We start from the raw sequence: 23,239 nt of genomic DNA on the forward strand, positions 1-23,239 counted from the left end.
GAATACCCCCAACATATGACAGCCTTACGACAAAAAAAATAGACTGCTTCCGTTCGCCCATTTTGCGAATGAAAGTAGTCTATTAATGAATTATTTTATTAATCTCTTTAACTTACGCTCTAATTTCAATAGAGGGGCTTATTTTAAAGTCAGCCTCTGTTTTACTTTTCACTTCATCAAGTGTTACGCCATTTTGCAATTCAATCAATTCCATGCCAGCTTCTGTAAATTGAAAAACAGCCAGTTCGGTAATCAGGCAATGGACGACTTTTTCCCCCGTCAATGGCAATGTACAGCTCTTTTTCACTTTGGATTCCCCATGCTTGTTCACATGGTCCATTATGACAACAATTCGTTTTGCGCCTTGGACGAGATCCATCGCCCCTCCCATTCCTTTTACCATCTTCCCTGGAATCATCCAGTTTGCCAAGTCCCCATTCTCGGAAACTTCCATCCCGCCTAAAATGGCCAGGTCGATGTGGCCGCCGCGAATCATCGCGAACGACTCAGCGCTATCAAAAAATGATGCCCCCGATTTTGCCGTTACTGTTTCTTTTCCTGCATTAATCAAATCCGGATCGACTTCATCCTTTTGTGGATAAGGCCCGATTCCCAGTAAGCCATTTTCCGATTGAAGCATGACATTAAAGTCATTTGGAATCATGTTGGCAATCAAGGTCGGCATTCCAATCCCTAAATTCACACACATACCATCTTGGATTTCTTTAACGGCCCGTTCTAAAATTAGTTGTCTAGTCATTCGAATACTCCTCCTTTTTATGCGTTAGCAGTTGTAAGTTTTTCAATTCGTTTTTCATAATCATTTCCTACAAGCACTTTCTGTACATAAACCCCTGAAGTATGAATTTCATCTGGATCGAGCTCTCCTGTGCCCACGAGCTCCTCCACTTCGACAAGCGTGACTTTCCCTGCTGTGGCAACGACAGGGTTAAAATTCCTTGCCGTTTTCCGATATACAAGATTACCGAAATGATCTGCTTTCCAGGCTTTTACAAAGGCAAAATCTCCGACTATTCCTTTTTCCATAATGTATGTGCGGCCATCAAACTCTTTATGTTCTTTACCTTTTGCGACTTCCGTTCCTACTCCTGTAGCTGTATAAAAGGCAGGAATTCCCGCTCCGCCCGCTCTTAAACGCTCGGCCAGCGTTCCTTGAGGAACTAGCTCGACCTCCAGCTCGCCACTTAAAAATTGCTGTTCAAATAACTTATTTTCCCCTACATAAGAAGCGATCATTTTTTTGATTTGTTTATTTTCAAGCAAAAGACCTAGACCCCAATCGTCGACTCCACAATTGTTGCTGACAATCGTCAAATCCTTTACACCTTTGTTACGCAAAGCAAAGATTAGTTTTTCTGGTATTCCGCTTAATCCGAATCCGCCAACGATAATGGTTGCTCCATCCTCGATTTGTTGAATAGCGCCATCAAAAGATGTTAATAATTTACTCATTTTCCATCATCTCCATTCTTAATACTATTCTATTAAATAAACAGTGAAGTTGCAAAAGCAATGATGAACACGGTCACTGTTTTCAAAACCGTAATCGCAAAGATATCCTTGTAAGATTGACGATGTGTCAGTCCAGTAATGGCAAGCAAGGTAATGACGGCACCATTATGAGGGAGCGTATCCATTCCGCCAGATGCCATGGATGCAATTCGATGAAGCATTTCCGGGGTGATTCCGACACTTTGAGCCACCTGCAAATAGTGACTTCCCATTACTTCTAACGCAATCGAAAGTCCACCTGACGCGGATCCGGTAATCCCTGCCAGCACATTGACGGCGATAGCTTCGGATACGAGTGGATTGCCGCTTGCATCGAACACCCAGTTTTGAATGACCGAGAATCCAGGAAGAGTTTTCACCACATTCCCGAAACCAACTTCAGATGCAGTATTGAATATGGCAAGCAATGATCCCATTGCCGCAGCTGTTAATCCACTTGCCAATTTGACCTTGATACGTCCAACATTCAGAAGCATCGCTGCAATAATACCGATTGTCAATGCAACAATCAAAGACCATGATGAAGTGACTGTGCTTACATCGGCAATGTTGAAAGTTTCCTTCAACATCGATGCATCATACCAGTGCTTAACCGAAATGGCACTCCGGCTGAAAGCAAAATTAAACGCTACGACAAGGATGAGCGGTACGATGGACAGCCAAAAGTTAGGCAGGTTTTGCTGTTCTGCACTTTCTGGTTCATTAATATGTCCTTCCCCGTAGCCTTCACCATTTGCCAACGCTTGTTTACGGCGACGCTCTAACCAGAGCATTCCTCCAGTGAATACCATGATCGCGCCAATAATCCCCATTATTGGAGCTGCATAGGTATCAGTTCCGAAATAATTCGTTGGAATGATATTTTGAATCTGAGGTGTTCCAGGAAGGGCATCCATCGTATAAGTGAAAGCGCCTAATGCTATCGTTCCTGGCAATAATCTTTTTGGAATGTCTGCTTCTTTAAAAATTGCCGCTGCAAATGGATAAACGGCGAATGCCACTACAAACAATGAAACCCCGCCGTATGTCAGCGCCGAACACGCCAGCACCACAGCAAGAATGGCCTGCTTTGAGCCTAGTGATTTTACGATGGTCTTGGCAATGGATGCAGCTGCACCGCTCATCTCCATGACTTTTCCAAATACGGCCCCTAATAAAAATATCGGAAAAAACGCTTTTATATAGTTAGCCGCAAACGTCATATATGTCTCTGTATAACTCGGCAGCAAATGCCCACCGGATAGAATGACCGCCAATAAAGTAACAATCGGCGCTATGATAATGACCGGATAGCCCCGGTAGGCTAAAAAGATTAAAAGTCCCAGCGCCACAACAATGGCTAAAATTTGAATCACCAACTCAATTCCCCCTTTTCTCCCCTTGCCCCAAAATAATTTCGGAAGCCCTTAAGTAAAACTATTAATCTCCTAAATTCCATATTTTCAATTATTCCGCTTTTGCCATCCAAGCCTGCCTTCCCCAAGTCAAGCTGAATGATCTTCCTCAGTGGTTTCCAATTATTGAGAACGCTTTCAACAATCTGCTGAATTACGAAATCCCCTTTCATTTTACGTGGAAACACAATATAAAATGACAGATAGGCCATTCACTAAAGTAATTATGCAATTATTGTGCCAACTTAAGTACAATGAAAAATCACATCTTTTAATGCCTTTTCAAACATTTTATTTCCCTTTTTATAAATAAAATCCCTTAAAACTGTCAAGGTTTCAGTACACATACGTATAAACTTCAAAAAAGTGTAAACCTTTTCTTACACCATTTATATTTCCTTTCATTTTATGTACGGATCTCCTAACACTCCCGAATATTTGCTAGTGAAAAATATGCACTAATGTACCTACTGTTTTTTTTGGAGGGGCTGTTTAAACGTTCACTTCAGGTACTCGCTTTCCGCGGGCGGTCCCGGGAGCCTCCTCGGCTTGCGCCTGCGGGGTCTCCCTCGACGCGCATTTCCCGCAGGAGTCTCGAACACCCGCTCCAATCTACTGAACTGTTTTTTATAGAAAAAACTGTAGGCTGGTCTCATCCTGAACCATGATTAAGACTAGGTTTACTTCATTGTTTTTTTATAAACCCCTCATTGGATTGAAGAAATTTGCGACACTCCTTCCGAAAAACTGGCTTGCCGGGACCCGGAGGCGCTTGCTTTGATGAGGCTTGGCAGACAGTTGGCGGAAAGGGAGCGGATTTCTGAAAACACCTGAAACGTTTTTAAAATAAAAAAACTGCAGGCAAACTCGATATTCTTCGAATTTGTCTACAGTCTGAACCCTTTGGCAAAAGGGTACTTTCTATATTCATAAACCATATTTATTCATTTTTTCATACAGCGTTGTTCGACTCACTCCGAGTCTCTTTGCCGTTTCCGATTTATTACCAGAAGTCATTTCCAAACATGAAACTATTGCAGCCCGTTCGGTCTCATCCATTACTTCAGCTAAAGTGCGGATCGATACTGATTCTTTATGACCCGTTATTTCTTTAGGGAGATGCTTGGAACGTATCATTTCCCCTTCTTCAACAATATTCATTGCACGTTCAATGATATTCTCCAACTCACGGATATTACCCGGCCATTTATAAAGACGCAACAGCCGTAAAGCTTGTTCACTCATACCCGTTACGCGTTTTTTCATGAGGTTCTGGTACTTTTCAACAAAATGATTTACCAGTATTTCAATGTCCTCCGGTCGCTCCCTCAAGGAAGGAACCTGGATTTGCAAGACCTTCAACCGGTAATACATATCAAGTCGGAATTCCCCTTTCGAGACCATTTCCTCCAGATTACGGTTCGTTGCAGCGATTACCCGTACATCAATCGGAATGCTTCCCGTCGAACCGACCCTCTCGATCTCTTTTTCTTGTAAAACACGGAGCAGCTTCACCTGCATATGCAGTGGCAGCTCACCGATTTCATCGAGAAAAATCGTTCCGCCTTCAGCCGCTTCGAACTTACCTGCTTTTCCGCCTTTTTTTGCACCAGTGAAAGAACCCTCTTCATAGCCAAATAGCTCTGACTCCAGCAGCTCTGCCGGGATGGCGGCACAGTTCACTTTGACAAACACACCCATGGCCCTTCTGCTGTCATTATGAATGGAATGGGCAAACAGCTCCTTACCTGTTCCGCTTTCGCCCAAAATCAACACATTCGAGTCGCTTTTAGCGGCAATTTTGGCTTGACCTTTTACTTCCATGAAAGCAGTGCTTCTCCCCATCAAATGATCAAACGTATATGAGGCCTTATTTCTCTCGCGAAAATCACCTTTGTACTTTTTCAGCTCTACTTCAAGTGAATTTATCCGTTTGGAAAGAGCGGTAAATTGCCCGACATTCTTAAAAAGAATCTTTCCGACCGCCCCTATTAATTTACCTTGTTTCCTTATCGGGGAGCGGGTCGCAATTATATAATTATCTTTAATTTTTTGTAATTCAGCGACCTCTTGCTTGCCAGTTTTGGCGACCACGTGCATACGGGTGTTTTCAATGACCTCCGTTACATGTTTCCCTATGGAGCTTTCCTGATCGACGCCAAGAAAATCCGCATAAGCGTGGCTCAGCATTTGGACATACCCTTCCGTATCGACCATCACCAAGCCGTCATAGGCAAATTCGATAATATCCTTAAACAGAAGTTCTTCATGATTATCGATATTAAGAAAATCACTTTTATTATTTGTAAATAACAGGAGATAAATCTGATACTCCTCATCACCCATTTGAATGATGGCTTTTCTGACAATTCCATTATTATCATTCAAACGGATCGGAGTATTTACAGCTGGCACAAGATTTTTTTCAATAATCAAATTTATTTGCAGATCAAATTCATTCTCAGCAAAAGCCTCGGATAATACGCGATTGCAGAGAACGATTTCTGTTTCGTTTTTCGATACCAAAACACCGAAAGGCAATTCTTCCAATATCGCTTTCACTAATTCCAATTGAATAGTTTTATTATCGCTGGCCATTCCTATTCTCCTTAACCCGTCTGAAGTTTCCTCCATTATATCATAGGAAAATGAGGCCAAGTCATTACCGTTCCACAATCAGCGCAGTTCCCTGTCCGCCACCGATACATAATGTGGCAAGTCCGGTTTTTGCATCCCTGCGCTTCATTTCATACAATAAAGTCACTAAGATGCGGGCACCGGAAGCACCTACCGGATGACCCAGGGCAATCGCACCGCCATTTACATTCACTTTCTCCGGCTTCAGTTCAAGGTCTTTAAGCACGGCTAGTGATTGGGCCGCAAAGGCTTCATTCACTTCCATCAAATCAAGATCATCTATTGTCAATCCCGCTTTTGCCAAAGCTTTTCTTGTCGCAGGCACTGGACCGTATCCCATGATTTTCGGATCAAGCGCGGCATTTGCATATGACTTAATGGTTGCTAATGCTTCCAGTCCCAGCTCGTCCGCTTTCTCTTTAGACATCAGGACTAACATCGCACCCCCATCATTGATTCCGGATGCATTTCCTGCCGTAACCGTTCCATTTTCCTTAAAAGCAGGACGCAGCTTCGCTAGCTGGTCGATCGTCAGCCCATGACGCGGGTGTTCATCTTGGTCCACCAAGACCGTCTTTCCTCTGCGTTTATATTCAACAGGTACGATTTCATCTGCAAATCTTCCTTCAAGCTGTGCCTTTTCAGCCTTCAGTTGGCTATCTAAAGCAAATTCATCCTGCTTTTCACGGCTGATTTCCCACTGCTCGGCGATATTCTCCGCAGTCACGCCCATATGATATTGATTAAAAACATCCGTTAAGGCGTCATATGTCATGGAATCGACTGCTTCGGCATTACCCATTTTCTGTCCAAAACGATAATTTGGAAGTAAATATGGAGCATTGCTCATGCTTTCAATCCCCCCGGCAAGAATCACATCAGCATCACCAAGGGCAATGAATTGCGCTCCCATTATTACCGTACGGAGGCCAGATCCGCAAAGTTTATTAATGGCCATGGCCGGCGTTGTTTCCGGAATCCCTGCATGAATCGCAACCTGACGTGCCACATTTTGCCCTAATCCAGCAGATAGAATATTCCCTACCAATACCTCATCGATCATGTCAGCCGAGATATTTGCCCGCTTAATCGCTTCCTTGGCGGCCACAACTCCCAATTCAACCGCAGACACATTGGCAAGACTGCCTCCAAACGCACCAACTGGTGTTCTTGCTGCCCCTACAATCACTACTTCTCTCATAATACTTCCTCCTTCTCCATTTTTAATTTTCCCAGTTTAATAAAATTACGGTCCCTCTCATTGATTTTCTGGGAAACGGCAGATCCTTCATACGTAAAAATCCCTTCTCCCGACTTCGTCCCAAGCTTTCCCTTAGCCACCAAATCACGAATCAAATCAGGGGCTTCCTTACTTTGATCCAATACCGGTGAAACATTATCAAAAACGCGCTGCCATGTATCCAGTCCGCCAAAATCAGCAATCTCGATCGGCCCAGTAAATGCCCATCGAAAACCTGGTCCAGCCGTTATCGCCGTATCGATATCCTCAGCATCGGCAACGCCCTCTTTCAATAGATAAAAGGCTTCGCGCATCAAGGCAGTCTGAAGACGATTGGCGATGAATCCTGCTATTTCTTTTTTCAAGAGAATCGGAGACTTGCCGATTTTACGCATTAAATCCATTGTTGTCTTGACGATTTCGGGCTTTGTTTCGTCATGCTTAACAATTTCAACCAACGGAACCAAATGGCCAGGATTAAAGAAATGCGTGATTACCATTCTGTCCGCAAACAAGGCCTTCTCCATCAATTGAGAAATCGGAAAGGTCGATGTATTTGAAGCAACAATGGCATCCGGTTTTATTATTTCCTCCATTTGCTGATATAGATTTAACTTCAGCTCGAGGACTTCCGGAATCGCCTCAATGATAAAGTCAGCATCCCTTACAGCCCCTTCCAAATCTACGCTATACGTAATATTCGCTAAAGCACCTTGCTTTTCCTGATCAGTCAAGGTCCCTTCCTCAATGAGCAGTGATAGATTCTCAGAAATTCGATTTTGGGCATGGTAAAGCAACTCTTCCTTTATATCGTTAATGGTGACGAAATATCCGCTAACTGCAAAAGACTGAGCGATCCCGCTCCCCATTACACCTGAACCGATAATGGCTATTTTTTTAATCATCCAGCTTCCCCTTTCCGTTTCAATTACCTATATTTACTCACCTTTTTATCTATGCAATATTTATGCCAACGATAGGGGGAAATAAAATTCTTTTTTTATCTTGAAAATCATGATAGACTCTTACTCATTAACCTAAACCATATTTTTTATAACCTTCCCTTTATATTTCCAACGGAGTTTACCTTGTGAAATATTCCCTATTTACGACATAAAATGACAGACCTGGACCATTACATTTTTTATTGGAGGAATGTAATATGGTTAAAGATAAAGTGGCGATAATTACCGGATCTGCTAGAGGAATCGGTTTTGAGATTGGAAAGATATTCGCTGAAAATGGCGCAAAGGTCGTTTTGTCCGACCTTGACCAAAACACAGTTGAAAAAGCTGCTTTAGACCTAAGGAACAAAGGCTTGGAAGTTATCGGCTTAAAAGCAGACGTAACAAGTGAAGAGGATATTATCCAACTAATCAAACAAGCTAAAGACAAATACGGACGAATAGATATTTTCATCAATAACGCCGGCCTTCAGCATGTTGCTCCAATCGAGGAGTTTCCAACTGAAAAATTCGAACTGATGATCAAAATCATGCTGACCGCGCCATTCATTTCAATTAAGAACGTTTTGCCGATCATGAAAGAACAAGGCTTCGGCAGAATCATCAACATCTCTTCCATTAACGGCCTGATTGGATTTGCCAACAAAGCAGCGTACAATAGTGCCAAACACGGTGTAATCGGATTAACGAAAGTCGCCGCCTTGGAAAGCGCCTCTTTTGGCATTACCGTCAATGCCCTTTGCCCAGGATACGTAGACACACCTCTCGTCCGCGGTCAATTGGAGGATCTGGCGAAAACAAGACAAGTCCCGCTAGAAAGCGTTTTGGAAGAGGTCATCTATCCACTTGTCCCACAAAACCGCTTACTCGATGTAAGTGAAATTGCCGACTACGCCATTTTCCTCGCAAGCGACAAAGCACGGGGCATCACAGGCCAGGCAGTCGTGTTAGATGGCGGATATACAGCTCAATAAGTGGAAAATGCATCTGCAATAAACCCCGAATAAATGACACCAAAAAGGTGCTCTGTATTCGGGGTTTTCTGTCTTCTTGGAATTGTGGAAAAATTTGGTGGTGCAAAGATTTCGCACATGTTACAGTAATATAGGGATAATTCCCATTTCACAAATATAAAAGGAGGCCTCGTCATGATTATTAAGTGGGTTAGACTGCGATAATTAAAAGCGCAGGCCAATCATCATGCTCCGGAAAGAATTTATTGATCTGCGCCATGATAACGGCTATAAGATAATATTTAATACGGAGGTAAAAAACATGAGTGAACAGATACTGAAAATAAATAAAGTGGATATATGTACAGAAAGTTTTGGAAACCATAAGGACCCTGCTGTGCTTTTGATCATGGGAGCGATGTCTTCATTAGACTGGTGGGATGATGACTTCTGTCTTCGCCTCGCTGATTCGGGGAGGTTTGTCATTCGGTACGATCATCGGGATCTCGGACGATCGGTCAGTTATGAACCCGGTACCTCCAACTATACAATAACGGACATGGCTGACGATGCCGCGGGTGTCCTGGACGCTTATTCCATAGAGCGGGCGTCTATCGTCGGGATGTCCCTAGGCGGTATGATCGGCCAGATTCTTGCATTAAGATATCCGGAACGCGTAACTACGCTTACGCTAATTGCATCAAGTGTGTTCGGGACTGTAATGGAAAAACTGCCGCCAATGGACCAAAGCATATTGGATCATCATGCGAAGAGTGCTTCCATGGATTGGTCAAATCGGGAGGCGGTCATCGCTTTTCTTGCGGATGGATGGAAAACTTTAGCCGGTTCCAAACCTTATGAGCAGGAAAGAATGTATAAACTGGCAAAAAGAGAGGCGGACCGCGCCAAACAACTACCGAGCAGATTTAATCATGCTTTGCTTGCTGGCGGAGACGAATATTTTGATAGAATGGGTGAGATATCCGTACCTGTCCTCATTATTCATGGCACAGAAGATCCAGCCTTGCCATATGAGCACGGACTTGCCCTTGCAAAAGCCATCCCTCATGCAGAATTAGTGACTCTTGATGGATCGGGACATGAGATTCATAGTGAAGATTGGGATGAAATTATCGATTCAATCATAAGGTAACTTCGCGATAAATTAGTCATAAAAGAAGCCGACCAATAAAGGTCGGCTTTTTTTATATACTATTTAGCAGTAACCGCCATATCCTTGTACGGGGCCGCCGCCGTAACCTCCGCCGTAACCTCCGCCGAAACAAGAAGCTCCAACGATGATTAAGAGTATAAACAAAACGACTATAAAAGCGAAGCCGCCACCAAATCCACCAATATCATTACAACAACTTGATTCATGACCACAACTTGACAATAGAAACATCTCCTTATTCGTTTTAGGAGGAAAAAATTAAATGGGTTAATTCATGTTATGTTCTAATTAGGATAATGACACAAAAATCACCGGAATTTTTTTATCAACCCCACTAGACCATTTGGGAATCCAATTATCTCGTTCAAAAATATCGCCGAGCCATGAACCAACTTGACGTTCCCAGCTTCGGCTGAAGAAGGAACAGGGTTAGCTACTATATTACGTAGTTCGAAAACACTTCGGCTGTCTTGCTCCCCTGGTATTTTAGTGACATAAAAAAAGGCTGCCTCAAAACTTGCCTTATTGAAGTAAAGCACCTGTTAGTGGAATAAAAAAAATAGGTTAATGCCAATAAATGTTGTTGTTATTTTTGCAAACAAGATAAATACCTTTTTTATCCTTTTTTTTACAAACCAATGGCCAACTGCTTTATTTTTAAATAATCCTTTTGATCAACTAAACATTTTTTTTGAAGAAATATACTCCATTCTTCTCCCAGCCTCTCTAATTCAACTATTCTTCTTATTAACCCTTTCTGAAACAAATACATACCCATCGTCAATCTGATTCTGCTCAACATTTTTTAAATAACCTTTTAAATTTCTCAAGGAAGTTGTTCCCGCACATCTTAAGAAAATATGATTTATTGGCTCGACGTGCTTCTTCAACTATCCTCCCCCTTTAGTCTTCAAGAGAATCAACAATACCCTTTACCAGATTGATTTTAATAAAAAGTAATAATTTTACACTTTTATACTGGAACATCTGTTCTGTTTATGTTATTCTTATAAAAACAAATAAAAAAATCAAATCGCTGCAAAAGATTTGACCGTAATTATAATTAAAGGTCGGTTGTATCCGCGGGCCTTACACGGTTGTACCGCTGAGCCGAGCCATTTGCTAACGTTCAGGGTGCCGGTGATTAAGACAGCTCCGAACTTCAGCTAAAGCACCCGTTCGTTCATTAAGAACCGGTAATTTATAACAATTACAGCTATTAATCAATCATTACTCCCCATCCATCTGTTTGCCCGCCATAAGGTTTACTTAGTCCATTTAGTAGTTTTTGTATGGATATCCACGCTCCTCTTAATGTCAAAACATATGTCAACTGGTGCTTTAATAAATTGTTGATACTCAATAACAGGCATTTCCCAATCTCCTTATATAAGCACTTTCTAACCATCAATATAGCTCGTTATAGAAAATATTACCTAGCCCTTATTCCATTATCCTGCCCTGTTTGTTACATAAGAAAAAGCTGCCTTAAGACAGCTTTTCGAATAAATCTTTCGTCCATCCTCACTTTGTCAAAACGGGGATCCATATTTCACTTCTAAATGTTGGTGAGGTTATATCTTTATTTTCGTTCCAAAGGATTTCCGGTCCTTCCCTTTGTTCATAGTTAGAGGATGGAAACCATTCGGAATAAATACGTCCCCATACATTTTGCAGTGTTTCAGGAAAGGGACCTACCGCTTCGAATACTGCCCATGTAGATGCATCAACTTCAAGCTGTGTTAAGTTATCTGGACATTCCCTCGTTGTCGCTGCGCCGATATAATGGTCAAGCTCCCCTTTTTCCTCCAACCGGCCTTCGGAAAAATTCGCAGATGCACTAAGCAGCCCCAATGGCTCGACATTCGATAGGTTTTTAAGTTCATTTATCGTTTTCTCGTCTAAACTTTTCCACATAGATGCAATCTCTGGATTAACCCCGTTAAAAATGATTGGTACTCTTTTTTTAATTCCAATAATGTGAAATGCTTCTTTTTCTTCAATTCGATAGTTCATTTCACTGCCTCCTTTAATGGATAATTGGAAGGACATCGGTGGATAGGCTTTAAGTGAATGGCCGTTACTTCTCGCTTCTGATGGTGTGATACCATGCAAATGTTGAAACGCTCTTGCAAAAGAGTCAGGTGAGCTGTACCCGTACTTTATCGCTATATCAATGACCTTTATGTTGTTACCCTTTAGCTCAAACGCTGCAAGTGTAAGTCGTCTTCGGCGGATATACTCGGATAGTGAAATACCTGCAAGGAAGGAAAACATCCTTTTAAAATGATATTCCGAGCAATAAGCTAGCCTTGCAACTTCTTTAAAGTCAATTTCGTTCGTAAGATTTTCTTCAATGAATTTAATGGCACCATTCATATTTTTTAGCAAATCCATTCAATGACCTCCTTATATCAAAAGAATAGCAGGAATTTAAACGAATCATCCGACATTCTGTGCACGATTATGCAGGGTCTAATCCCTTTCGCACCCGTTAATGAAAATATGCTTATTGTTAAAATGGAGATTTACGGACTTTTTGCATAAATAGCTCTGGATTATCGATCTGATTAAAACCGAATTTTTTATATAATGAATGTGCATCATTAGTTGCTAGCATAAACCTGCGAACCCCTTCCAGTTCAGAATGGTTGGTGATGACATCCATTAACCATTTTGATAATCCTAATTTACGATAGTCAGGTAATATAAACACATCGCAAAGGTATGCATGTGTTGCTAAATCTGTTATTACCCTTGCAAATCCAACTTGTTCACTACCTTCATTACCTAATTCACCTTTATAAACCCCAAAACATAAGGTCGTATTTTCAATTGACTTTATTACTGTTTCCTTTGGTATTCCCTTTGACCAGTAAGCTTCTTGATTCAAAAAATTATGTATTAAATCTACATCCAAATACTTTTTATTAGTAGAAATCGCAAAACCTTTAATATTCATTTTTACATCCCCCTAAAACTTTTTTAATTTTCTGTAATTATATCAAACCACTGATTTTAATCTTTTGAACTAGCTTGCCACGTTAGTCTAAATGATTATAAGCTGTCTTAAATATAACTTGACCTTCAGCTGACGCCCAGTTAATTAAGTAAGTGTGTAAGGGATTCTTGGAAGAATTTTAATTACAACAAGTATATCTAAGTAATTCTGAACAAATATTATACATGTTGCAAATTCAAAGGAGGTGGCTAAAATGAACGCACAACGAGCAGAAGAAATTGCTTCTTCACCAAATATGGTTAATGTAACCTATAATGAGGAAAGTATCTACATTGAGCATGTGGATGAACAAAATGGAATAGCTACAATCCATCCCCTTGATGATCCAAATAGAAAACAAAGCGTTTCTGTAACCAGCTTACAGGAACAGTAATTCCCTCGATTCAATAATAAACCTCCACTTTCGGGTGGTGGTTTATTGTTCGATTAAGTTCATTGAACAAGCACCACCTCTTCCATAGCACAGATCCATCTAGAAGCGTAACAAAAAAAGCCAACATCAATTGTTGACTTGAATTACTAATTAAGTTAACAACCTGCCATTTCAAAAAAAACGAATTCCTATCGCAAAGCAATCTTTTACTAACAGAGATAAAACTTTTAATAGTATTACTTATATATTTCATTTTCCAATATAATCACTTTTTCCCCATTCGCTGCTTTCCCTATTTGTTTCGTATTTTCAACCAGCCGAAAAATATTATCACAGCATTGTTTGGCACCTATAAGCAATAATGGTACACCTATAAAATCAATTTTTAATGCTCTTGATAAATATCCCCCTATAGACATAGCAATAGGTACAGTTGGGGATGTATTGGAGAATACTATTTTTTCGTTAAAATGAAATTTTTCTTCTAGTAGTAAAGTCAATTCTTTTAATGCTGGAACCACAAGTTTGTCTCTTTTATGTCCAATTGTATAAACTGAGTTGCCCTCTTCATCGGTACCGCGAAAAATTAGTTTTCCAGCATCTTCTTTCGTTAATTTATTAAAATATTTTACATTTAATATTTCTTCCGAAGTTAATTTTCTTTCCGATTGAGGTAATTGTTTTAAATGATATGCGGCAGCCAAAGATGTGGTATGTGTGCCCCCATAATCATTATAGATATACATCATGAAATCATCCCTAATAGTTTTATTTAACACTATTATGGTCATATACTCCATTTCCAATTCGGTTGCGGTATCTTTATAAGAATATTCCTGTCCTGGGATCATCATAAAAAGAAGAGTACACCTATTTGTCATGAATGATAAGTGCACTCTATTATTGTTTTAATTATTTATAAGCTCCCCTTTAGTTTCCGGGGTATGTATAAGCAACAACGCCTCTGATTCCATGCGGTGATTTTTTTAGTAAAAATGACGAAGCCTCTCTATCCTTGAGATGAGACATAAAATTTAGTAGCTCATCATCGATTGCTTCTTTTTTAATCGAGGCAGGCAATACTGTGTTCCTGACATCAGCGACCGTTTTAAGGTCAAAGGATTCTATTGCTTCCCCTTCTTGGTTCATGATTGAGAGAATTCCATCATTACTCGTTTTTAGACTAGGTTCATCACTAATTAAATGAGTATAGTATAAGTCTTCGTTCAGCATGTAGGAATTAGAGTAGTCCGCTGAATAAAGTTTGCTTTTTTTATCAATTTTGGCTGATTTAAAGTTTTCAAAGCCATAGTTGAATAAAAGCTCAGTATCAGAGTAGGCAACCTTGTCTGAAGGAGCTTTCAGAGTGACGGCAATCAAGTCCTGTTCTCCCCTAGTGGCAGTAGAAATCAGGGTGTAACCGGATTTACTGACGAAACCGGTTTTCCCGCCGGTTATTCCCTTATAGGGGAGTTCGCCTTTTAACATTTTATGATGGGTAACTAGAGTTGTGTCCCATGTTTCCACTTCCCATGGTAACTTCTTCTTTCCAAAATACTCACGGAAAGTTTCATTTTTCATTGCATATTGGGTAATTTTCGCAAGGTCACTGGCTGTCGTTACATGGTCTTTGTCAAATAATCCATGGGGGTTCGTAAAATGAGTATCGGTGACGTTTACTTCTTTTCTTAAAAACTCATTCAAATCTTCCATGAATAGTTTTTCACTACCAGACATATGCTCGGCAATTGCGATGGCTGCATCATTTCCGGAGTTGATTAGCATTCCTGCAATTAATTTGGAAAGCTCTATTTCCTCCCCAGGTTCAATAAATACCGAAGAACCGTCTGCCTCCGCCGCTTTTTTACTTATCGTCACCAGTTCGTCCTGATCCCCGTGTTCTATAGCATATATAGCAGTGGCAACTTTCGTTAGACTGGCTGGATACATACTTTTATTCATATTTTTTTCGTATAATACATTCCCACTTTTCGCATCAATAATGATCCCTGCCTCACTATTGAGAGGTAAGTCAGATTCTGCACTTACAGTCGTAGAGGCGAAGGGGATTAAAGCCAAGATGAAGATGAAGAAAAACTTTTTCATATGCCTCTCCTTTAATGATAGTAAAATTCTATATAGTCATAATAAAATAAATCTGAAAGTTAAAAGATGTTTTATTGAAAGTGAAATACAAAAGTAATTCCCCTTTAATAATTTTGGAAACATTTCGGTTAATGGCCTTCATTTTCTTTCCTGAAATAACTTTATAAGGGTCGTAACCCTTTTAGTGGAGCCTCCATTTAATCCCCTTTAAATAGATTTTTTTGTAGAACATCAAATATCTTGGTAATTTCTTTTCATGAAAAAAACCCTTCAAACTGAAGGGTTCAGACTTTAGACAAACTCTAACAAAACGAGTTTGACTGCAGTTTTTTTAATTAAAAAGCGTTCCAGATGATTTCAGAAATCCGCTCCCTTTCCGCCGACTGTCTGCCAAGCCTCCTCGCCTCAAGCGGCTGCGGTGTCTCGGCTAGCCAGTAATTCGGCAGGAGTGTCGCAAATTTCTTCAATCCAATAAGGATTACAGTAAAAAAACATTAAGGATAATCTAGTCTTATTTTTAGGTAAAACCCCTTTTGTCTACTAACTCAACCCTTCAAACTGAGGGTTATTTACTTTATAGGTGTTAAAATTCTGTTATGTTTTCATTTTCATTCCTAATAACATACATTCCACTTTTACAATCGGCTTTCTTGATAATATAAATATAATAGTTACAGATATGACTAATAAAACATAATATTGGCCACTTTCTTTGATCCAATCATAAATAAATGAGTTATAAACATATTCCAGAATAAACATATGAAAAAGATAAATAACTAATGTAATGGATCCTAATTCAGTAAAAAATGTATGCTTTTTAGGAACAATACAAAAAAAGCAATAAGTTGCTGCTCCCATGATTAAATAAACGATCAACTTATATATAAAACCGAGGGCAATGGAACCTTCCATTAATTCCTTATAACTTAAACGACCATAAAACCATTCCCTCCAAGTCATTTCACCATAGAAATAAATACCGGTAAAGATTAACCCTAGTACAACCCAGCCGATTAGGGCATTACTTTTCTTTTTAACCCATTCAAAATGATCTTTTTCTAAAAAATGTCCAATTAAAAAGAAAGGAAAGAAAAAGAACGTTCTCGACAAACTTAACCATTCATTTACTTCACCAATGTAACCAATTATTAGAGATACAATTATTGAAAAAACGATTCCATATTTCCTGGAGGAAAATATAAACAATAATATATTCCAACAGAATAAGCTTATTAAGAACCATAAGGCCCACCTCGGAGTCAAAATGGTGAATTCAATTGGTTCATCAAATAACTTCTGATAATAGAAGGTATAAATCACCTGGAATAGTACATAGGGAATTAATATTTTCTTTATTAGCACCCAGAGGTCCTTTTTACTTTTTATCTTTCTTGAAAAATAGCCGGATACTAAAATAAAAGCTGGCATATGGAATGAAAAAACAAACAAATAAATAGTTAAAATCCATTCGTTTTCTTCTACCATTCGAGCTAATGTGTGTCCCAAAACCACTAGTACGATTAAAACAGCTTTCGCATTATCAAAATAAGGATCACGTTTCATTAAATCCTACCTCCTCTAAAGAAACTGCTCGTTATATCTCCTAATCCTTAATTATGCTTTGAATGAAAAAACCGGCTTTCCTCTAAAAAAGGATTGCCGGCTTTTTTACTAAAGGAAATTCATTGGAGTATCTACCATATCACAGCTTTTTTACAGTATAGTTAATGGAAAATAACAGTTTGATAACAGAGACTTAAACCAGGGGTCCAACCGCCAATCGCGGCCTTCTTATGGCACACGCACCCGTAATAATCACCTCCAAAATTTAGTAAATCCAAGCAGTTCCATACGTTTTCGCCTTATCAAAACGGGTAGTGTATTATAGAAGCATGAGTATGATAACGTCTCTCTATAGGAGGAATGTTCATGAATCCGGTCATTTTATTTGATGGTGAATGCAACTTTTGCGATTCGAGTGTCCAGTTCATCATAAAGCGGGATCCGCAGGGGCTTTTTCATTACGCTTCACTTCAAAGTGAGGCGGGACAAGAGTTGCTGAAGAAGTATGATGTTCCTGCAGATATAGATAGCATGGTGCTGATCGAAAGGGATAAGGCCTACTATAAATCGTCTGCAGCCTTGAGGATTTGCCGCCGCTTACAAGGGGCCTGGAAATTACTTTACGGTTTCATCATCGTTCCAAGCTTCATCCGGAACTTCGTTTATGATTTCATTGCCAGGAATCGTTACAAATGGTTCGGAAAGAAAGAAGAAAGCTGTATGCTGCCGTCGCCAAGTGTTCGAAAGCGGTTTTTATAAAAAAGACCTCATCAACAAGCAAAAAGGACTTCAAGTATTCGAGGTCCTTTTTGTTTGTTGTATTAGAAATGTTCAAAAATAGGACGATCAGCGATATTGGCTTTTCGTCCTTTCATTGTGTAAATGTGGAGTATCTCCATAAATGGTTGGCCGTTGGATGCGCCATCATTTCGAGCCCTTTGTTTTCCGCTACGTGCAAGGGTTCCCAGTTCTGTTCATCTGCCTCCTTTAGGTAGACTTCGTGATGCGGTGCCTGATCATGATACCCGGCTATATTGATTTCGCCATTTCGGTAAAAGGTCCCGATCACTTTATAATCAACGGCAGGAGAAATGATGATTGGGTTGCCTACAGAGTGTGTCAGCTGAATCGTTGTTTTCTCATGATTTGATAATACATGCTTCACTACAATGTCTACATCTGAGGCCACTCCTGCTTCGAGGAAATCCCCATCATGATTGTAGGCCTCGCTTTTCCCGACTGCTTTGGTAAATCCAATCTCGGCTTCACTTTCCTTTTCGTGAATGTACACATCGACCCTAGTCCTGTATCGGGGTGATCCAGGATCAAACCCGCGGTTGTCTCCTTTAAAATAGGGAACCTTTGAGGCAAGATTGGGGTTTTTCAGCCACTCTTCCGGTAGAAAGGTGGAATAGCGCAGCTGCCAATTTCTTTTCTTTTTACCTTCCACATCGTTTTCAACTGACTGCAAAAGCTGTTTTACAGGTCCTATCTTTTTCGTATTCGTTATTTCCTCGATCGCTGCCTGTGCTTGGGATGATCCTTTTTTTACGGCTCCGACAATACTCGCTACAAGGGATTTCACGGCATAGGACTCCTGCTCTGAACGCGGAAGGGGCCGCTTTGCTTTAATGGTATATGTGTATTCCTGATCCTCACTAATACTCCGATCACTGAAGGAACATCCACCCACTTTCCCAATATCCACGCCGTTTCGGTAAACCCAATACTCTTTTATTCCCTTGATGGGCTCCCATTCCAGGCTGGCTTGGCCTTTTGCGACAATCGTGGTGAATACCAAATCCAAAAGGATATTATCCTCTTTTTTATTCTCGGCGGTCGTTGATGTCTGTATTTTCATCCTGTTCACTGACTGTTCCTTTTCATTCAAGCTATCTATGGAGTACGTATAGATGGTTCCTGGAGTCAGTCCCCGATCTGCCATCCTTGGCTCCGGGCCGCTGTAAATCAGATCTTTCCCCCTAAATACCCGATAGAAACCACCTTCATCAGGCCAAATAAGCTTAATGGAATCTTCTTTCCGTTCGATCTTACACATCATTGAAGCCGTTTTGAATACCGCTTGATGCTTCCTCTTATTCGAAATGAGATAAGCGATGCCCGCAAGACCAAGAGCAAGCAATGAATGCCGTGCAGTGAATGTAACTCCGCCTACTTTTAAACGGGGAAATGAATAATGGACGATCAACTTCTTCATCACCTCTTTCTTTTCTAGGTGTTATTTCTTTACCCACTTTAATTTCCAAGCACACTTTGTAATGTGCTGTGAAGGTTATTTCCATTGGGATGGCATAAAAAAACCGAGGGAATGTTTACTTCCCTCGGTCATTTATGAGTTTCCTGGATTATATTTTAACGACGGCTTTTTTCCCCGCCTTTGCGTCCTGCTTCTTCACGGCTCATTTTTCCATCATCGGAACCATCTCGTTGATTGGCCCGTGCCTCTCCGCCTTTTTCGCCGATTTCCTGATAGAATTCCTTATCATGATTTTCGGAAGTGGCCTCTCCGCCTTTTTGGCCAATCTCTTGATAGAATTCCTTATCATGATTTTCGGATGTGGCCTCTCCGCCTTTTTGACCAATCTCTTGATAGAATTCCTTATCATGATTTTCGGATGTTGCTTCTCCGCCTTTTTGGCCAATCTCTTGATAGAATTCCTTATCATGATTTTTAGCTGTTGTTTCTCCACCTTTACGGCCTGCTTCTTCACGACTCATTTTATCATTGTTGTTAGTCATTAAAACTCCTCCTTATTGTTTGGATTTTTGATGAACTAGCTACAGTTTTATGTATACCCGATAGTTTTGATATGAAACTAGCATCTATTAAAACTTTTCCATTTCAAAAGGAAAAGCATCATGAATGATTTCACTCATGATGCTCCCCGCTTATCCTTAACCTGACTTGGGAATCCCTTCTCGCAGGCGATTTGGCAGCTCCACAAGGGTTTCATTCAAAGTATCCAATTTCGTTTCAATCCTATGAAGCAAATAAAGGGTAACAATGATCGGGAACCCAATATCACTGACAAATGGCAGGATTTGATCCACTTTTATTCACCTCACTTCCAGGGTGTCCAACAAGATGACCTTCCCGTCCGTCAGATAAGTTCCACTTCCTCGACATTCCGCTCGACAAGGCGTGCCGCCTTCAAATCGACGAAATCCCCGGAAGATGTAACGAACACGTTCCCCGCAATGATTTTTTCCATTGCCAGTTTAACCGTATTTACCTCGACCGGCTCCTTCGGATTATCAACGGAAACCGTCGCTGACTTTCCTTCCTCCGTAACGAAAATCAATTCCAGTACTTTAGCCATTTCAAATCACCTCCCCCTCGTACGACATCTCTCCAAAACTGTTTAGCCAATCAATGAATACGTATCCACCCGGGTCACTTCACCCATTGGATAATTCTGCACACTTGCGATTGCCACAGCTGACGAAAACAACTGATCCGCCGTCGCCTCGACCTTGATGTTCGAAAATGCTCTCCGCTTAAAAACGAGAGCCCCTTTTTCATTTAACCCCGTCTCAAAATCGATCCGCAACGTACTTGATACTGGAATCTGACTTGCCATATCACTCACCCCCTTTCACACTCTATATAAACTTTTTCAGGGTTAAAGTAGCATGGCCTTGAAATTTTTCAAGGAAACGCATAAAAAGCTCCCCATCATTTGGGCAGCTCTATAAACTATTTTTCAGGAAATCCTTTAAATCAATATCCACATTCTTACCGAAATTTTAATTCCTTCTGGCCATTATCTATTGTCTTCTTCTCTCACTAAAAAATCTTTCTCAATTATTGGCGGTTTTTCTACAAAATTAATTCTTCTCATTATTTGTTGTATTACTCTCGGAAAAAAGTAAGCTCCAAAGAAAGCACAGATAAAAGCCTGTGACCAAGTTTTTAACCATGTAGATAAGAATATATGATCATAACCACTATTTATTGAGACTAATATAAATGAAATAAAAATGGACATACTAAAAGCCATAATAAATGCATAAATAATATTTCTGTATTTAACGTTAATACTCATTATTTTTCTACTTCAACTCCTGATCTAATAATAACTATATTTTATTTCTTCCATTTACATTAGTAAAACCAATTTTTATAATAGATCTATTAGAATTACTAATGCAAAGGGGTTAGCGGGGTTGAATAAGTATTATGCTTTTATCAAAACCATAGAAACAGGCAGTTTCACAAAAGCTGCTGAAGAACTTGGCTATACTCAGTCCGCCATTAGCCAAATGGTGCATTCATTAGAGGAAGAACTCTCCACCACTCTTATTTTACGTTCCCGAAAGGGCGTTACACTGACACCAGATGGCGAGGAATTTTTGCCATATATCAGGAAGGTTTGTAATTCACATAGGGAACTGACTGAGAAGCATAAAGAGATGGAGGGACTGCAAAGCGGCCTTATTCGAATTGGCACCTTTTCCAGTGTTACATGTCATTGGATACCGGGATTGATCAAAGATTTCAAGGAACTTTACCCAACTGTTCATTTCGAATTACATCAAGGAAATTATACGGAAATCTCAAATTGGATTAAAGAAGGAAGCGTAGACTTTGGCTTTGTGAATTCAAATGTTTCGGATCTAACTACGATACCCTTGCAGGAAGATGAAATGCTGGCTGTAATGCCAGTAAACCATCCTTTAGCATCATCCACAAAAGTATCATTGAAACAGTTGCTAAAAGATCATTATATTCTGTTGGATGAGGGTGTTATAAATGAACCATTAATAGGTTTTAAACAGTACAATTTTGAACCTGATACACAATACCGAGTATTTGATCCCTATGCGATTATGTCCATGATTGAACAAGAGCTTGGCATTTCGATTTTACCGAAACTTCTCTTAAATAAATGTCCCTATAATATTGTTACGAAAGCTATCTCTCCTTCTATTATTCGAACAATTACTTTGGCGTATAAGGATAAAAGGGTGTTGCCAATAGCCAGCAGGTATTTTATTGACTTTATAATTGAAAGGTATAGGGAAGCATAAATTAATACCCATTCATTGTTGCAGCAATTCTTGAGACCCGTTGCTTGTTTCATAAAATAAATCCAAATACCGTTTTTGCCATTCAGCTTATTTTCCCTTTGAATTATTTTTTTATAACTGACATTTTTGATGGGAAGATAAATTGCATTTGGCTTTAAATGGCACGTCATGTTCGCCTTTTCTGGGAAATAATAATCACGAAAGGATGTGGATGTTGATGTCATTAGAATGGTTTGACAGAGTTAGCGGGGAATTGCAGGATCATCTTCAATCAATTTGTGAGAAATACGACCGTAATGGCAGTATGATCGTGGAGCGCGGGTCGAAGCATCCACGGATCGAGTTTTATACAGAGCTTGATGACAATGAGAGGGATTATTTTTCCACGCTGTTTTTTGATCCGTATAATGAAGAATTTTATATGGAATCGTTCGATCCGGACCTAGGGCAGGTCAGCAAGGTCATCCTTGCAGACATTGAAGATATCGTCGATGCTGTCCACGAGAGCTTCCATAACCATTTGGAAGAGGATGATGCCGATTACGAATATGCTATGGATATGGATGATGAAAATGATGATTTGTATGATCCAGACGGCGAAGATTCCGATATATACGAAATCGATGTAGATTGGGAAACGCCTGAAGTGACCGCCTATATCCAGGATAATGAAGTGGAGGTCACCTATCAATTCGGTATCGTTCAGGAAACAGGTGATGGTGTGCTGAAACGGATCAACCGGATTCGGACAGCGGATAATGACCTGATAAAGGATGAAACGAATTTCATTTTCAGCAAGGAAGAAGCAAGCACGATCATCGCCATGATCGCCAGTCATATGGATTCACTTAGTGAAATGGAATAAAAAAACCAACAAAACCTTGTCCATGATCATCATGGACAAGGTTTTATCAAATAATAATCAGTTCGTATACCTCTGATAATTGCGTGACCCGTTCCGTATCACTAGCTTCCTTCGCATGCTTGATTTCCTGAGGAAGAATATGGTTAAGGAGGCTGGCTTCTTTACCGGATAGCTTATTGACGAGTTCTTCTTCAGAATGAAAATGTCCGCTTTTGATTTTATTATAAATTTCCTGTGCTTCAGGATATTGGTCCGTATAGTTAGATAATATCTCACGTAAGTAACCAATCGTACGATCCATCAAACCATCCCTCTCGAATGTTAGATTTTTTGCTTACATGCTATACCTTCCCCCATTT

Annotated in this window: 24 protein-coding genes and 1 pseudogene; 6 read left to right on the top strand and 19 right to left on the bottom strand. The window is 40.1% G+C overall.

The window, feature by feature from the left end; genetic code table 11:
- Positions 1-112: 112 nt before the first annotated feature.
- The 6 genes from AC3ISB_RS22025 to AC3ISB_RS22050 form a co-directional block, all read right to left on the bottom strand.
- Positions 113-760, bottom strand: coding sequence for a 3-oxoacid CoA-transferase subunit B (locus AC3ISB_RS22025; RefSeq protein WP_185150873.1), 648 nt, complete (start codon positions 758-760; stop codon positions 113-115).
- 17 nt (positions 761-777) lie between these two features.
- Positions 778-1,473, bottom strand: a complete 696-nt coding sequence (locus AC3ISB_RS22030; RefSeq protein ID WP_489274307.1) for a CoA transferase subunit A — start codon at positions 1,471-1,473, stop codon at positions 778-780.
- A 32-nt stretch (positions 1,474-1,505) separates the two neighbouring features.
- Positions 1,506-2,891, bottom strand: coding sequence for a GntP family permease (locus tag AC3ISB_RS22035; protein WP_098372478.1), 1,386 nt, complete (start codon positions 2,889-2,891; stop codon positions 1,506-1,508).
- 963 nt (positions 2,892-3,854) lie between these two features.
- Complete coding sequence (locus tag AC3ISB_RS22040; RefSeq protein ID WP_480339696.1) at positions 3,855-5,525, bottom strand: sigma-54 interaction domain-containing protein; 1,671 nt, start codon at positions 5,523-5,525, stop codon at positions 3,855-3,857.
- 64 nt (positions 5,526-5,589) lie between these two features.
- Positions 5,590-6,765 (bottom strand): acetyl-CoA C-acetyltransferase, encoded by a 1,176-nt coding sequence (locus AC3ISB_RS22045; RefSeq protein WP_489274309.1) that lies wholly within the window; start codon positions 6,763-6,765, stop codon positions 5,590-5,592.
- The gene (locus AC3ISB_RS22050) at positions 6,762-7,709 is read right to left on the bottom strand and encodes a 3-hydroxyacyl-CoA dehydrogenase family protein (RefSeq protein WP_489274311.1); all 948 of its coding nucleotides are present in this window, start codon (positions 7,707-7,709) and stop codon (positions 6,762-6,764) included. Before AC3ISB_RS22050 ends, AC3ISB_RS22045 begins: the two co-directional genes overlap by 4 nt.
- 257 nt (positions 7,710-7,966) lie before the next feature.
- On the opposite strand from AC3ISB_RS22050, the gene AC3ISB_RS22055 reads away from it, so the two are divergent.
- On the top strand, positions 7,967-8,743 hold the full coding sequence (locus AC3ISB_RS22055) for a 3-hydroxybutyrate dehydrogenase (protein ID WP_061464627.1): 777 nt from the start codon (positions 7,967-7,969) through the stop codon (positions 8,741-8,743).
- A gap of 301 nt (positions 8,744-9,044) precedes the next feature.
- The gene (gene mleCBF, locus AC3ISB_RS22060; protein ID WP_489274313.1) at positions 9,045-9,875 is read left to right on the top strand and encodes a CBF family alpha/beta fold macrolide esterase; all 831 of its coding nucleotides are present in this window, start codon (positions 9,045-9,047) and stop codon (positions 9,873-9,875) included.
- Positions 9,876-9,995: 120 nt separating this feature from the next.
- Here the strand turns inward: mleCBF and AC3ISB_RS22065 are convergent.
- The 3 genes and pseudogenes from AC3ISB_RS22065 to AC3ISB_RS22075 all read right to left on the bottom strand — a co-directional run.
- Positions 9,996-10,079, bottom strand: a pseudogene (locus AC3ISB_RS22065) (YjcZ family sporulation protein); the annotation flags it as partial.
- A 1,341-nt stretch (positions 10,080-11,420) separates the two neighbouring features.
- Complete coding sequence (locus AC3ISB_RS22070) at positions 11,421-12,293, bottom strand: AraC family transcriptional regulator (protein WP_489274315.1); 873 nt, start codon at positions 12,291-12,293, stop codon at positions 11,421-11,423.
- A gap of 118 nt (positions 12,294-12,411) precedes the next feature.
- Entirely contained in the window at positions 12,412-12,858 is a 447-nt protein-coding gene (locus AC3ISB_RS22075) for a GNAT family N-acetyltransferase (protein WP_141993247.1), read from the bottom strand.
- 253 nt (positions 12,859-13,111) lie between these two features.
- Between AC3ISB_RS22075 and AC3ISB_RS22080 the strand changes: the two genes are divergently transcribed.
- Positions 13,112-13,291 (top strand): small acid-soluble spore protein H, encoded by a 180-nt coding sequence (locus AC3ISB_RS22080; RefSeq protein ID WP_489274317.1) that lies wholly within the window; start codon positions 13,112-13,114, stop codon positions 13,289-13,291.
- Between the two features lie 236 nt (positions 13,292-13,527).
- On the opposite strand, the gene AC3ISB_RS22085 is transcribed toward AC3ISB_RS22080, so the two are convergent.
- From AC3ISB_RS22085 to AC3ISB_RS22095, 3 genes are all read right to left on the bottom strand, one after another.
- Positions 13,528-14,040 carry a DUF3189 family protein gene (locus AC3ISB_RS22085; protein WP_480339694.1) on the bottom strand — a complete coding sequence of 171 codons (513 nt, stop codon included), beginning with the start codon at positions 14,038-14,040 and terminating at the stop codon, positions 13,528-13,530.
- Between the two features lie 181 nt (positions 14,041-14,221).
- Complete coding sequence (locus AC3ISB_RS22090; RefSeq protein ID WP_489274318.1) at positions 14,222-15,397, bottom strand: D-alanyl-D-alanine carboxypeptidase family protein; 1,176 nt, start codon at positions 15,395-15,397, stop codon at positions 14,222-14,224.
- Between the two features lie 594 nt (positions 15,398-15,991).
- Complete coding sequence (locus AC3ISB_RS22095) at positions 15,992-16,963, bottom strand: acyltransferase family protein (protein WP_489274320.1); 972 nt, start codon at positions 16,961-16,963, stop codon at positions 15,992-15,994.
- A gap of 366 nt (positions 16,964-17,329) precedes the next feature.
- Here AC3ISB_RS22095 and AC3ISB_RS22100 point away from each other — a divergent pair, with 366 nt between their 5' ends.
- The gene (locus tag AC3ISB_RS22100; RefSeq protein ID WP_137020835.1) at positions 17,330-17,722 is read left to right on the top strand and encodes a thiol-disulfide oxidoreductase DCC family protein; all 393 of its coding nucleotides are present in this window, start codon (positions 17,330-17,332) and stop codon (positions 17,720-17,722) included.
- Positions 17,723-17,834: 112 nt separating this feature from the next.
- On the opposite strand, the gene AC3ISB_RS22105 is transcribed toward AC3ISB_RS22100, so the two are convergent.
- The 6 genes from AC3ISB_RS22105 to AC3ISB_RS22130 form a co-directional block, all read right to left on the bottom strand.
- Positions 17,835-19,181 (bottom strand): DUF3238 domain-containing protein, encoded by a 1,347-nt coding sequence (locus tag AC3ISB_RS22105; RefSeq protein WP_489274323.1) that lies wholly within the window; start codon positions 19,179-19,181, stop codon positions 17,835-17,837.
- A 155-nt stretch (positions 19,182-19,336) separates the two neighbouring features.
- Entirely contained in the window at positions 19,337-19,723 is a 387-nt protein-coding gene (gsiB, locus tag AC3ISB_RS22110; protein ID WP_489274325.1) for a glucose starvation-inducible protein GsiB, read from the bottom strand.
- Positions 19,724-19,879: 156 nt separating this feature from the next.
- On the bottom strand, positions 19,880-20,035 hold the full coding sequence (locus tag AC3ISB_RS22115; protein ID WP_064465749.1) for a YvrJ family protein: 156 nt from the start codon (positions 20,033-20,035) through the stop codon (positions 19,880-19,882).
- A gap of 50 nt (positions 20,036-20,085) precedes the next feature.
- A complete protein-coding gene (locus tag AC3ISB_RS22120; RefSeq protein ID WP_141993242.1) occupies positions 20,086-20,304 on the bottom strand; it encodes a DUF2922 domain-containing protein in 219 nt (72 codons plus the stop codon).
- Positions 20,305-20,346: 42 nt separating this feature from the next.
- Positions 20,347-20,565 (bottom strand): DUF1659 domain-containing protein, encoded by a 219-nt coding sequence (locus AC3ISB_RS22125; RefSeq protein ID WP_098372495.1) that lies wholly within the window; start codon positions 20,563-20,565, stop codon positions 20,347-20,349.
- Between the two features lie 183 nt (positions 20,566-20,748).
- Positions 20,749-21,030: a DUF2798 domain-containing protein gene (locus tag AC3ISB_RS22130; protein ID WP_141993240.1), complete on the bottom strand. Its 282-nt coding sequence runs from the start codon at positions 21,028-21,030 to the stop codon at positions 20,749-20,751.
- Positions 21,031-21,151: 121 nt separating this feature from the next.
- Here AC3ISB_RS22130 and AC3ISB_RS22135 point away from each other — a divergent pair, with 121 nt between their 5' ends.
- Both AC3ISB_RS22135 and AC3ISB_RS22140 read left to right on the top strand, forming a co-directional pair.
- The gene (locus AC3ISB_RS22135) at positions 21,152-22,015 is read left to right on the top strand and encodes a LysR family transcriptional regulator (protein WP_489274328.1); all 864 of its coding nucleotides are present in this window, start codon (positions 21,152-21,154) and stop codon (positions 22,013-22,015) included.
- A gap of 217 nt (positions 22,016-22,232) precedes the next feature.
- A complete protein-coding gene (locus AC3ISB_RS22140) occupies positions 22,233-22,880 on the top strand; it encodes a hypothetical protein (RefSeq protein ID WP_489274330.1) in 648 nt (215 codons plus the stop codon).
- A gap of 46 nt (positions 22,881-22,926) precedes the next feature.
- Here the strand turns inward: AC3ISB_RS22140 and AC3ISB_RS22145 are convergent, their stop codons facing one another.
- Entirely contained in the window at positions 22,927-23,181 is a 255-nt protein-coding gene (locus AC3ISB_RS22145) for a sigma-G-dependent sporulation-specific acid-soluble spore protein CsgA (protein ID WP_101223217.1), read from the bottom strand.
- Positions 23,182-23,239: the final 58 nt, after the last annotated feature.

Source organism: Peribacillus sp. GL_122, assembly GCF_057835005.1.